This window comes from Ornithinibacillus salinisoli (assembly GCF_042684965.1).
Taxonomy (GTDB): domain Bacteria; phylum Bacillota; class Bacilli; order Bacillales; family Amphibacillaceae; genus Ornithinibacillus; species Ornithinibacillus salinisoli.
Genome location: NZ_JBHUMI010000014.1, coordinates 114,510 through 128,106 on the forward strand (window position 1 = coordinate 114,510; position 13,597 = coordinate 128,106).

Consider the following 13,597-nt stretch of genomic DNA (forward strand, 5'->3'; position numbering starts at 1 on the left):
ATTAACGACCCCCATTTCCAGTGTGTATTCGTACTGTTATTTCCTCAAAATGTTCATCATGTTGCTTTTTCGTTAAAAATGTTCCAGCTACCGCACCTATGAATCCACACGGAATTGCAATAATACCTGGATTATAGAGAGAAAATACAGAAAATCCCTCAGGTCCTAATCCGACCAATACGATAGAAACGAAAAAGCCAGTAACCAATCCTGTATATGCCCCGGATGAATTAAAACGCTTCCAATAAAATGTGAATAATAACAATGGGAAAATCGTAGCTGCTGCAACGGAAAATGTTAAGGAAACTAAGAAGGCAACATTACTTTCCTCCATTCCAAGTGAAAGAAAAATCGATAAAAACCCAACCACTACTGCCGTTATCCTCGCAACGAAAAGCTGTTCCTTTTCATCAGCCTGTTTATTTTTAAAAATGTGGAAGTAAATATCATGAGCAAAAGATGATGTCGCTGCAAATATAAGACCTGTTACAACAGCAATAATGGTTGCAAACGCAACTGCCATCACAAATGCAACGAGAAAATCACCGCCCAATACCCCCGCCAAGAGTAACGCCGTTAAATTACCGCTTGCGTCAGCCTGCATCAGACTATCCCAGCCAACCAGAGCAATGGCACCAATACCTAAAACCAGTGTCATCAAATAAAAAAGTCCAATTATCCATGTTGCTGACATAACCGAAATACGTGCTCCAGAGGCATTTTTCACCGTTAAGAATCGAATTAAAATATGAGGCAAACCAGAAGTTCCTAAAATTAAGGATAATGTTAGAGAAAGAGTTTCTAATGGATGATCAAATAAATTTCCAGGATGAAAAAATTGTTCTCCGAGTGGACTTTTATCTGTAGCTTGGTTCCATAATACGGGTATATCCCACTTAATCCACGATAATAGGATAAAAACTAACAACAACGTACCTGACATTAGGAGTACCGTTTTTATAATCTGCACCCAGGAAGTTGCAACCATGCCACCAAAGACAACATACACGGTCATTAATATTCCAATAATCCAGACCGACGCTGAATAATCCACACCAAGTAAGAGGCGGATTAAAAGACCAGATGCGACCAGCTGTGGAATCATATATAAAATGGAAATCAATATTCCAATTACTGCAACCATAAACCGTATTCGACGACCAGGAAAACGTGCTGCGATTACGTCCCCAACTGTATAATTACCTAAACGATGCACCGGCTCAGCAATTAAAAAGAGTAAGATAATATAGGATACTAGAAAACCAGTTGCATATAAAAATCCATCATAGCCATAGAAAGCTACTAATCCAGCAATCCCTAAAAAGGAGGCTGCACTAATAAAATCACCAGCAATCGCCATGCCATTTTGAAACCCTGTCAAGCTTCCGGATGCAACATAAAATTGATGTGTCGTTTTACTCCGTTCTGCAGCCCAGTGTGTAATAATAAGTGTCCCAACAACAATGGCAAGGAAAAAAATAAAATACGTCATATTCATAGAGATACCCCGCTATTTATCTTTCTTTTTTAGTAGCTCTTGTATTTTCCGTTCGAACACGCTGGCATGTCTCCAATATATGTATCCCAATAACCAAGTTAGGATAAACAACGAAAATAAAAAAATCCATGAAAATATAATAAAATCTTTTTTAAATAGAATGGGCAATAGCAATGGAGTGAATAAATAAAAGACTAATAGACTTGAAGATATGACTAAACGAAAAAAATTCTTCCGCCTTATTAATTGCCGAAACGCTTGATCATGATTAATAGAAGAACTACTATCCAACTTTCATACCTCCCATTCATTTAGGGGTCAGTCCCCCCGTCCCAAATCCCAACTTGGAACCAATTATAGAACAATAGAATTAATAATGTCAATTTTCTAAATTATAAAGAGGGGTCTAAAGAGGGGTCTAAAGAGGGGTCTAAAGAGGGGTCTAAAGAGGGGTCTAAAGAGGGGTCTAAAGAGGGGTCTAAAGAGGGGTCTAAAGAGGGGTCTAAAGAGGGGTCTAAAGAGGGGTCTAAAGAGGGGTCTAAAGAGGGGTCTAAAGAGGGGTCTAAAGAGGGGTCTAAAGAGGGGTCTAAAGAGGGGTCTAAAGAGGGGTCTAAAGAGGGGTCTAAAGANATGATCAAGGATAATTTTTACACTCTTTTGTATTCTTTGTACAATAGTATCGCTATTATCTGTATTACTTGTATTTTCATTTATAAATTGCTCTATTTTCTTACTAAATCCTTGGTTCTCATGTTGTTTTGCTAGTAAAAGTTTCATAGCCTCAAGCTTTTCTTGGTTACTCTTGGTGTCAACAATAACAATTTCCTTCACTTCTTCCTGATGGACTGCAAATATGATATCACGCATCAAATCACAGGAAGTATTTGTAATTGTTGGTTCGAACCTTTTTAAAACTAACATATCTTTTGGATGAAGATTGAAATCTTTCCTAAATAATTGTTCCACCTTATTTTCCATTCCAGTAACAATTAATATTTTCTTATCACTCATAACATAGCCTCCACACATTTTTAGATTTCTTGGTTAGACCAGCTTTGCCAGTTTCCTTCTGAATCAACATTTGCAAGTCGAAGCCATCCATTCTTCACTTTTCGGTAAAATATTGGATCATTCTCTAGCAAACGTTTTACGTACTGACGTGGTGCTTCAATTACCACCAACAACCGTAATGGTGAATGATATAACTCATCATCCGACTGCATGACAGATTGCCAAGGAAGTCCTGTCAGCAAGTCACTAGCGTTCCCTTGCATAATGCCGATACCAGAAGTAACTGTTTGAGTTGCTTTGTTCCCACTACCGTAGTAATAAGGAGCAACAGTGGATGAATAATATTGTAAGTTAATCCATTGAGTAACCGTTCCTGGTCCAGCAATGATATTAGCGAGAATAGAACCATCTTCATCCTTTGTCCAATCATAATCATGTAGAAACGCTCTTCCCTCCAAATCACACCCCTTGGTAATTGTTCGTCGTCCTATGACGAACGATGCATTACGTGCTAACCCCCATTCTGGTCGTACTTGACTCCAATCTTCAGCAAAGCGTTCTGCCTCATTTTTGGGATTTCTAAGACCAGAACCAAGATTAGGTAATTTCGATAATCGCTCGGCATTCGCATGGTGAACAACCTTTGGTAATGCTTCATTGACACAAAGAAATGCTTCATTAGCTTTACTTGAAAGCTCCGGAACATAATGCCATCGTAATTCATCAATTGTAGTTATATGCTCAGCAGCTACGAAAACCGTATCTTCAGGTATCCATATGCCTTCATCCCCTAGGATCTTCCTTACTTTTGGGAGATTACATAATGTTGCTAAGACTCTAGCATTAAATTCTCCAGACGCTCCTCCACACGCACCACAGTCAAGCGCAGAAGCATAAGGGTTATTCGTACTATGACTTCCATGCCCACAAATAACCACTAATGGAGAAAAATCAGATGTAAGTCCTATCGTTTTTAAAGCTTGCCGTACGTAGTTTACTTTTTCTTCATCAGAAAAACCAACCGTTAACTCTGTTTCAGATGCCTCTTCCTGATCAATGGTGAGTTCTGTTTGAGGCTTATGCAACCATGCATTCTTTAACCTTCTCGTTGTTTTACCTATACCCCGGGGCGCAAAACTACGACCAATCATCTTTAAACTTAACCATGGTCCACTTACCTCAGGTAGTAATAAGCTTGCAAAAAGGTTTTGTTTCATTGTTTTATAGGCATAATTTATAGATTTCCCTATCTGCAAACGCTGTTGGTAGGATTTGTTTGACCCTAATGAAGATTCTTTGACTCTATGTTGTGGCTTTAGTATTACCGGTAATGATGGATGGGCTTCTTGACTACCGAGATTACTTGTCTCAATGGGTAATCCAAAAAATCCAGCCATTCCATATGTCTCAAAAGGACCTGTTTTTTCCAATTGACGACGAAATGGCTCTGAACGTACATCAATACAAAAAATAAATTGTGCCAATGGAGGGGTGGATACATCGGTACCAATCTTTTTGGATTTCATTTTTTTACTTAATTGATTCTCATACGTTTTTTCCCAGGCTTCCCACCAAATTCTTCTGCGAACACTTTCATTAAACCGATTGGCTAGCAACAATCGCGCATTTTGTTCAGAAGAAGACAACTTTGACCATGCTTCGACTGATATATTTCCCCAGTGAATCCAAGCGGCAATAAGCTGTTTTTTATTCACCATTTTTTCTGTGCTTTCAAAAGGTAACGGTAGTGGAAGATAAGACTTCATTAAGACCCATTCCATAGTTAATCGAACAGCTAAATATTCTGTCAAAAGTGAACTTTCTTTTGTTGATTGTTGTGATCGCCACAGCATCATTCCAGCCCACCCAGGCAAAGCAAGTAAATGAGCCTTAAGGTATTCCTCGACCTCAGAATAAGGTATATCTAGTGCCACCAATGCTTCTTTTAAAGCAGATTCAGGTTCTAAATGACATTCTTTTAATAGGTTGCGTTGCGTACGACTTAATCCGGGATCATATTCAACAATACTTCGCCATGCATAATAGAAACCCTTTTCGCGATTTGGAAGTCCCCATGCTACCTCGGATTCATCCAAGTACAACTTACACCACTTTATTAATTGATAATCAAGAGTGTGGGCAATTTTTTCACCACCCTGTTGTTCCAAATAGTAACTTAATGGTTTAAGTGTGTATTTTTTATTTTTTTTCTGATTAAAGTTACTTGCTTTTTCCGCTAGGCTCTTTATTTCAGGTGATGACAACAAGTTATCTGGTAGTTCGTCTAACTGAAGTGAAGATCTACAAAACTCTTCTGCCACTTCACGTGGGATATTTAAAGATTGACTATCAATCCACTGTTGTAAACCTAAATCTATGAAGTTATGATTAATCTCACCTCGTTGTTTTGCAGCATGTAACATAGACGAACTAGGATAAATATCCACATGACGAGTTTCTTTAAGCCAAGTTGCGACCTCATCAAACGGTTGATTCTCCAACCCCATCCATGGATTACGAGCTGCAAATGTAGAAATTGGCCAAAGTGGTGCGATTACATGACTAGCTGACTTTACCAACACACTAATGTTAAGCTCTGAAATAGTCGAAGGTAATCGGTCCTTTTGCAAATTAACCGATTCTTTCGGTATGGCAGATGTTACATTCATCCTTTATTACCCCCTTGAGATAAAAGTTGTGCAAGATATGTTGGATGACTTTCAACTAAATCAGGTTTAGGCTCACCCAATTTTATAAGCCAAAGATAGATAATCATGAAAGTAACTGAAGATCGATTACGGGCTATCCAAGCTACCAAAAGGCATGTAAACAATAACAAACATATAATTGGTACAACCACAATCAGAGGTGGTTGGATTCCATAGGAAATTGTTTCATACATCAATTCATAGAAGAAGGAATGAACCGTAATATATACCATTAGCATTGCTCCTAATAGGATAAATCCTGTCATTCGACCAATCCACCCATCTCCAAAGGCTACAAGATGTGTCCAGGATAATGAAAATGAAGTTCCTAGTATGAGCGCACTTATTAATTGATAACCATCCCCAGGAGCATATAACCAAAATACTAAACCTACTAAAATCCCCATAATACTACTAGTAAACGACCACCGTGTTATACCCTTTGGGCTAGACGCATGTGGTACTGCAGAACCAGCCTGTAAAAATAGGGCACCTTTGAACAATCCGTGCATGATAAGGTGAATAATCGCTGCCAAATAGGCACCTAGTGCACATTGAATGAGCATAAATCCCATTTGGGAAATTGTCGAAGCCACTAATTGCCTTTTATAGTCCACCTGAACCAAAATCATTCCTGTACCTAGTAAAACTGAAATACTAGCTAGAATGAGTAATAATATTTGAGCTATACCTCCATCAAAAAGAGGGGCAAATCGGGTCAGTAGAATACCTCCTGCGTTTACTAATCCTGCATGCATAACAGCAGAAACAGGTGTCGGAGCAACCATGGATTCAATCAACCATCGATGGAAGGGCCACTGAGCTGCGGGAATCATCACTGACAATACCAACAACAGGATTATTCCTGTCCCCTCCCAAGAATTAACTTTATCTAGATTACTATTGCTAAGGGCATGTGATAGTTGCCATTGTCCCGTAATTTGTGATAGCCAGAGCACTGCTACTAACAAGGCTATCCAACTGATTGCAAATAATCGACCAGATCGATCAGATGCAATTTTCGTAAGCTGCCATTTTTTGTTTACCCTTATAAGTAAGGTTAGCCCAAAAAGTGTCACACCCCAACAAAGCACTAGCAAACGTACATCATTACTTAACCAAGAAACTGCTGCTGCTCCGGTTGTCAATGTGAAAAGTGAAAAATACTTTCGATAAGCCCTATCTCCTAGCAAATAGCGTACTGAGTAGCGCTGTATGATGAAACCGATTGTTAAAACAAACAGTGTCATCAGCCATGCTAGGGAGTCAAGATACCAAGGTCCAAAATCTCCTCCATTAGATATAACAATATTTAAGAGAGCAATTATTGGAGGTATAGCACAAATCATAATATGAATACGCACAAAACCTATCGGTACCCGTGGATGCAGAAATAACAACGAACTTAGTAGAGAAATAATAAGAGAAAAAAAGAATGCTATTTCCATATTTAAGTTCATCAAATTTATCATATCCGTATTCCCTTTCTGTTCTATTTTTCCCATTTAGATTTTTTCGAACAAAAAACCGGTACCCTCAAAGGACAATGATATCGTACATTGCCTTTGAAAATACCGGTTTACCTTCAACTCATGTTCCATGTTTTGAAGGTCTCCCATTTCTATTAAGATTGTAATTCTTTTTGTATATTACTGGATAATCTAAAAATCATTACCCTTTCACCAGCCCGGGTACTTATATCAGTGTGGAAACTTGTAACTTTTTCTCCAGTAATTTCTTCTATCAATTGGTCTAATTGATCTCGACCAGTTTCTACTAGATCACACCTTATTCTCTTTAAAGATAATATTCCTTCCTTCGTGTCACAAAGCTTATATTCCGCAGGTGTCAATATGCCTTTTAAAACGACAATAATCATATCCCTAAGAATATCTGTTTTTACTGAGACAGAACCTCGTCCCAAGTATTCTTTTTCCCATTGGGTTAAAGCTCTGCTAAGTTCGGCTTCCATCGAACCTTTCGTCTGTTTCGTTTCTCGCATAAACCATCCCTCCAAAAAAAGAAGACAGCATATTTCCTTTCTCAATTATAATCAGAGAAATGAAATATGCCGTCTTATTATGATCTTAATCCTCAACTACAATTACTTTTTCATTCAATCAATAATAATTAATTGTCTGCTAAAGTAAATGAATATGAGACTGTATTCAATAATCTTACGGACATTTTATAAATTGAATTATAGCCCCTATATTTTAACTTGTCAAGAGGTTTAGGGGGTCAGGTCCCTCGTCCCAATGGGACAAGGGACCTGACCCCTAATAATTTTCCCAAGCTTTCTCATATATTTGAATCAAATGTGGGTCGATTAATGAATTCGGTTTTAATTCTATGTTTAGATTTTCCTGATCTTCATCCTTGCCAAATGCGGTTAAGGATGGAACCATGCCCGTTGTTATAAATTTAGTCGGAACCGAAATTTCCAGCTCATCTAGATCAATCGCTTCTCGGCTTGCCATGACAAATCCCCAATTCCCAAAGCTCGGCACATCCACATGTAAATTTTCAATAAATAATCCCGTTGCTGCAACGGTTTCCGATATCGTCCAATACACTTCTGTCGCAAAGACCGGACTTGTTGCTTGAATCATTGCTGCTCCACCTGGGGCTAAATGATTCCGCATCAATGAATAAAATTCCGTCGTATACAGCTTGTTCAAGCTCTCATTATTAGGATCCGGTAAATCGACAATAATGACATCAAACCACTCCGAGGATTCCTCTAAAAACTGAAAAGCATCTCTATTTTCGACATGCACTTTTTCAGATTGTAATGCGCCTTCATTGACCTCTAATAAATGCCGGTTCGAATTTGCTAACTCCACAACAGCAGGATCCAAATCCACAAGAGTAATATTCTTTACTTCTTCATATTTAAGAATTTCCTTGGCAGCAACACCATCTCCACCACCAAGTATTAATACATTTTCCGGATTTTGCGCATATGCCATCGTTGGATGAACAAGCACTTCATGATAACGATACTCATCGATGGAACTGAATTGCAAAGCCCCGTCTAAATAGAGTCGTACGTCCGCTTGGTCTTGGGTTAACGTGATTTTTTGATAACTGGAATCTTCCATATGAATGATAGGGTCCTTATAAAGCTTTTGTTCAAATCGAAACGCCATCTCTTCCCCAAAAAACAACCCTAAAAATAATAAAACCCCAATACATAATCCGAAAACAGCATGTACTGCAAAACGGCGGATCTCTTTTCGGAATAACCATAGAACGATTAATGCGACGATTAAATTAATACATCCGACCAAAAATGCTGTTTTTACCATACCGAAATAAGGTCGGAACAAGAAGACGAACAATAATCCGCCAATTAATCCACCAGCATAATCCGAAAATAGAACTCGTGCCGTACTTTTATTTAATGTAACACCTATTTCATTTGCCTTCCGGATCAAGATTGGCAGTTCAACCCCTGTTAATCCGCCGACTAATAACGTAATAAAATATAAGTAAAAAGCATCGGTTCCAGCTGGTGCAAAGGCTGTGATCCCGAACATGGTAAAACTAGAAAACCCACCGATGATAGCAACACCAAACTCAATCCACACAAACGTAATGATTAAATTTTTCATAAATCTTTCACTTAAACTAGCACCAATTCCCATACCAGTCAGGAAAAGAGATATCGTCAGCGTATATTGCTTAACGCCATCACCTAATATGTAAGACCCTAAAGCACCGAATAATACTTCAAATATAATCCCGCAAATTGATACAATTCCCGATGACCAATAAATAATCTTACTTTGTCTCATTGCTGCTTCCTTCAAATTTCATCCACTCCACCATCAACCTAAGCGTATAATAATAGACGGCCAAGCAATTGCCTGGCCGTTGGTTGTAAATATTACGTAATAGATGCGCCGATAACTAGCGCCAACCCAATCGATACACCCATCGATATAATTCCAACTGCAACATTATTATTTTTCAGCTGCTCTTCGACGGAAAAGTTTCTAGTAAATAAATCGAATATCCAATATGCGATCATTTGTAAAACCACTCCATAAACACCCCAAATGATCGTTTCATAAATCACATTGCTATTATAGATCGCAAACGATAGGATAATACAGATTCCAATAATCTTCCCAACGATGGATAACGCAACAGCATGATTCCCCTTTTTCACTTCTTCCATATCCTTATATTTTCGAGTAATAATCTCAAAAATGAATAAACCAATTAAAACAATTACTACAGATATGAGAAAATAAACTAACGTTGATACAAATGGTTCCATTTTATCACCTTCCCTTTATTTACCTGTTCCGGGGCCGCCCCCTCTAAATGTCGTGTTTCCACGGCCAGGAGTATCACCCATACCGCCTACACCTGTGTATCCACCTGAAGAGCGACCTCCCCAATTATTTACACCTAACATACTTTCTAATAGTCGAATGGAAAAATATGTACTTAAAAAATTCGACGAATAATTGCGTTCGACAAACTCGTCACTTGCAACCTCGATCAATAGTACATCTTGATCCGCATCACTTTCCCTCAAAGTAAGGAAATGATCTGGATAAATTAATATTTGCTGATTATCCTTAACATCACTGACTTCCTCCGGCTTAATTGCTGTAGAAAGTACAGAACTAAGCTCTGAAAGCCCAAACTGCTGTGTGGCATAGACTTCCGCGTTACTGGAATCCCCCTCCACCGTTACCATTCTTGGAAAATTAGCCTCAATCACATCATCAATTTCATAGTTTTTAGAGTTATTAATTGTATCTGTGATTTCATCTTTTTGAGGTTCTTCCGGAATATCTTCTGCCGTAATGGATCCACCTTGATCCATTCCTCGTGAAGAACACGCAGCTAATAGAATAAGCAGGAATAAAAGCCCTATAAGTAACATCTGTTTTTTACACAAATCAATCCCCCTCTCTTAACAGAAGGAGCAGTACTCCAAAATTTTTAATACTGCTCCATTTCTACCTGCCTTTATTTTTTATTCATTTTTTCTTTCAATGCTGCTAATTCATCATCGACACCACTGTTCTTGTTCATATCTTCAAACTCATCATCAAGTGTACGACTTTGCTGTGACAGGTCCTCACTTGTTTCTGCTTCCGCTTCAAATCGCATCACTTTTTCTTCCATGCGTTCGAAACCTTGTGCAGACTCGTCACCACCAATAGATGACATCGTACGGTTGATTTTAGTACGAGTTTTTGCAGATTCTGCACGTGCTTTTAAGGAATCCTTTTTCAGCTTCATTTCTTGATATTCTTTTTTCATTTCATCTAATTTGGTTCTTAGCATATCAGAATCATTTTTAGCTCGTTCCCACGACTCATTTAAAGAAACAGCCGTTGATTCATGGTCTTTTTTATCCTGTAGTGCGCGACGTGCTAAATCATCATTACCTGCCTCAATCGCTTGTTCCGCTTGTTTCTGTCTTTTTTCCACCATGGCGTTGGCATCATCAGCTTTTCGCTTAAGCATTTTCTCATTCGCAATTTGTTTTGCAACAGCTGCTTCCACCTCACGAATATCCTCAGCCATGTCACGCATAAACTGATCCAGCATTTTAACTGGATCTTCTGCTTTGTCCAGCATTGAATTCAACTCTGAGCTTACTACCGTTTTTACTCGTTTAAAAAATTTAAACATGTTATGTTCCTCCTTATATATAATAGATTCTGGATCTTAAACCGATCCTGCCATAATTTTGATTTCATATGGATCAATTGGGTATCCGTAGCTTGCTTCCACCTCGGTTCCCCATGATTCCAAACTAATATAATTTGTTTCATCCTCATTGGTATATTCGGCGTATTCTGTAACTGTTCCACTGAGATTCGAACTTCTTCCTTCTCCAGTTACTCTAGCTGAACCTGATTCTTCCAAATAATAGGTTTTGTTTTCATACATGAGTTCCTTTGGATAAGGTTTGGAAACTGGCAACTGAATTTTCTTGTAAATGCCTAATTCTAGCTCATCATCCATTTCAGCTGATAACCAAATTATATCATTTCCTTCCAGTAACTGATACCCATACCATTCATAATTTCCATCTCGGTAAGTGATCTTCCCCACCACTTCATAGTCCACTAGATCATAAGTAACGATGTCACCAACCTTGATGGATAAAACAGTTCGTTCCTTCGGTGCAGTCTCACTTTGTTTATTCTTAGAAAAGAGCTTTGAAAATAACCCCATAGCATCACCTCACAAATATATGCTTTAATAAGCTTTTTATGTAATACGCACACCCATTAAAAAAAGTTTCACTTTTTTTTGGGGGGTCTTTTGGGGTCAGACCCCTCGTCCCATTTTTTTGAGGGTTTTTGGGGACAGACCCCTCGTCCCACTTGTCTCAAACCCTCGTCATCGTACCCTAACTATCACACTTTTGGATATACCGGTAATTCTTGATAGTTGTCCAGCTGATACTCCATTTATTCTTTTCAGCTCGCTTATAATCGCATTTCGTTTATCTCTATCCAGTTTTTGCAATACACTACTGCTTGGAATTCCTAACGCAGCAAGCTGGTCCTTTACTTGCGTATCTGGAACTTTCACTTCTATATGATCATCTAAACATTGGTCATCATTTGTTGCTTGCATATATTCTGTATAATAATGGATCGCTTGCTTTCTGTCTAAGGATAATTGATTGAGGAGGAACTCAGTATCTATGAAGGTATTTGGAGTAAAATAATCGTTTGCGCTTGTCCATTTACTTGCAAGAACGTCCTTTGCTAAACCTGCCTTTACAGGATTTTGATGAATGTACCTAATTACTGTTAGAAAGTAAGTGAGCGAATCAACAGGTTCACTCTTGAACCTTCCTTCAAATAAATGCCCACTGCGTTCATACTTATTATTGTACCAATAGACATAGCTTGTACTCATTCTTTGAATAATTTTAGATACGGATTCTTCATTTTCTTTCATTAATAAGTGGACGTGATTATTCATTAAACAATAACTAAAAATGTTAAAATTACATCTACCTTTATACCTTTTAATCGTTTCAATAAATCGAAACCTATCTCGATCATCCTCAAAAATATTTTGTCTATTAACCCCTCTCATCATAACATGATAAATCCCACTACCACTTTTTTCTCTCAGCTTTCTCGGCATGTACCAATCACCTCATTTTTAGGGACAGTCCCCTCGTCCCACGATTTCGTTTCTATAAAGATAATTCATTTCAAAGTCCCAGTCAAAAACACCTAGACTATTAAAATACATATTTTATACGAAATCTAAGAGGAAAAATTAATTACCCACCGACTAATTTTAGTAATATTAAAAAACGCTATTGTAGAGTTGAGTTAAAAAATAAAATTAAGAAATCTAAAAATGGGACGAGGGGTCTGTCCCCTAAAGTCGCTTCCTCCCAAACCAGTACCCAACTGCACCTGATCCAATCAACACACCGATCACAATTAATACTAAGCCAATTATATGCTGATATAGAATATTTTCTCCTAAAAATAAGGCTGAACCTAGTAATGCGGATAACGTAATGAAATTAATAAAAATGGCAGAATCAGCTGGTCCGACTTGTTTTACCGCAAAATTGTAAAGCATATGTCCAACTGCTGTTGCAAGTACTGCGCTAATTAGAAAGACCAATCCTAAATCCCAGCTCCACAATTTTGTTAATTGGGTTATTTGAGACCCTTCAAAAAAGCTAACGATAAAAATGAAGATTGAACCGAACACAAGCATGTACCCCGTTAATAATCTTGGATCGAAAGTTGGATTTAACTTACCTATTAGAATAAAGGAATAGGCTTGAGCAATTATTGAAATAAGTACATAAATATCCCCAATGGAAATAGAAGCAAGCCCTCCGTCTCCAGCAATGGAAGTAATAGCTACACCAATAAATCCTAATAAAAATCCAGAGATCCGAAACAGAGTCACACGGTTTCCTAAAAATATGATTGAAAGCATCATCGTAAATAGTGGTGTAGTCCCGGCAATTAAGCCAGCATTTACACCGGATGTTTTCGATAAACCGACACTTATGAATATATGATGTAAGACGACATTGAATAAAGAGATTAACATAATAATAAAAATTTCCCGTTTTGTCGGCAAGCGAAGAATCTTTAAGAATGCTGAAATGACTAGCACGGAAATTCCTGCAATAAAGATACGAAAAGCAGTTAATAATATAGGATCAATGTTGGCAACCAACACTTTAACTGCTGACACATTAAATCCCCATACCATCATAATAAGGAATAAAGCGATGTGTATTTTTTTCACAGCTGTTTTCACCAGATTTCTTTTTAATAATTGTTTCCAATTATACAAGTAGTTGAGGGTTATTCAAAGCATTCGAGCTGGGACGAGGGGTCTGACC

Annotated in this window: 11 protein-coding genes; all 11 read right to left on the reverse strand. The window is 37.9% G+C overall.

The features are described from left to right. Position 1: 1 nt before the first annotated feature. The 11 genes from ACFSTA_RS07905 to ACFSTA_RS07955 all read right to left on the reverse strand — a co-directional run bounded on the left by ACFSTA_RS07905 (position 2) and on the right by ACFSTA_RS07955 (position 13,500). Complete coding sequence (locus ACFSTA_RS07905; protein WP_377556065.1) at positions 2-1,498, reverse strand: solute symporter family protein; 1,497 nt, start codon at positions 1,496-1,498, stop codon at positions 2-4. Between the two features lie 1,031 nt (positions 1,499-2,529). Then, positions 2,530-5,178 (reverse strand): DUF2309 domain-containing protein, encoded by a 2,649-nt coding sequence (locus ACFSTA_RS07910; protein ID WP_377556066.1) that lies wholly within the window; start codon positions 5,176-5,178, stop codon positions 2,530-2,532. Continuing rightward, positions 5,175-6,689: an NADH dehydrogenase subunit 5 gene (locus ACFSTA_RS07915; RefSeq protein WP_377556067.1), complete on the reverse strand. Its 1,515-nt coding sequence runs from the start codon at positions 6,687-6,689 to the stop codon at positions 5,175-5,177. Before ACFSTA_RS07915 ends, ACFSTA_RS07910 begins: the two co-directional genes overlap by 4 nt. A gap of 152 nt (positions 6,690-6,841) precedes the next feature. Further along, positions 6,842-7,219 (reverse strand): DUF2294 domain-containing protein, encoded by a 378-nt coding sequence (locus ACFSTA_RS07920; protein WP_377556068.1) that lies wholly within the window; start codon positions 7,217-7,219, stop codon positions 6,842-6,844. Between the two features lie 277 nt (positions 7,220-7,496). After that, positions 7,497-9,017, reverse strand: coding sequence for a polyamine aminopropyltransferase (locus ACFSTA_RS07925; RefSeq protein ID WP_377556449.1), 1,521 nt, complete (start codon positions 9,015-9,017; stop codon positions 7,497-7,499). A gap of 92 nt (positions 9,018-9,109) precedes the next feature. Then, complete coding sequence (locus tag ACFSTA_RS07930; RefSeq protein WP_377556069.1) at positions 9,110-9,505, reverse strand: DUF350 domain-containing protein; 396 nt, start codon at positions 9,503-9,505, stop codon at positions 9,110-9,112. A gap of 15 nt (positions 9,506-9,520) precedes the next feature. Further along, a complete protein-coding gene (locus ACFSTA_RS07935; protein WP_377556070.1) occupies positions 9,521-10,138 on the reverse strand; it encodes a DUF4247 domain-containing protein in 618 nt (205 codons plus the stop codon). Positions 10,139-10,209: 71 nt separating this feature from the next. Further along, on the reverse strand, positions 10,210-10,881 hold the full coding sequence (locus tag ACFSTA_RS07940) for a PspA/IM30 family protein (protein WP_377556071.1): 672 nt from the start codon (positions 10,879-10,881) through the stop codon (positions 10,210-10,212). Positions 10,882-10,917: 36 nt separating this feature from the next. Next, positions 10,918-11,430, reverse strand: coding sequence for a DUF4178 domain-containing protein (locus tag ACFSTA_RS07945; RefSeq protein ID WP_377556072.1), 513 nt, complete (start codon positions 11,428-11,430; stop codon positions 10,918-10,920). A gap of 168 nt (positions 11,431-11,598) precedes the next feature. After that, positions 11,599-12,360: a transposase gene (locus tag ACFSTA_RS07950; RefSeq protein ID WP_377556073.1), complete on the reverse strand. Its 762-nt coding sequence runs from the start codon at positions 12,358-12,360 to the stop codon at positions 11,599-11,601. A gap of 243 nt (positions 12,361-12,603) precedes the next feature. Then, positions 12,604-13,500, reverse strand: a complete 897-nt coding sequence (locus tag ACFSTA_RS07955) for a DMT family transporter (RefSeq protein ID WP_377556074.1) — start codon at positions 13,498-13,500, stop codon at positions 12,604-12,606. Positions 13,501-13,597: the final 97 nt, after the last annotated feature.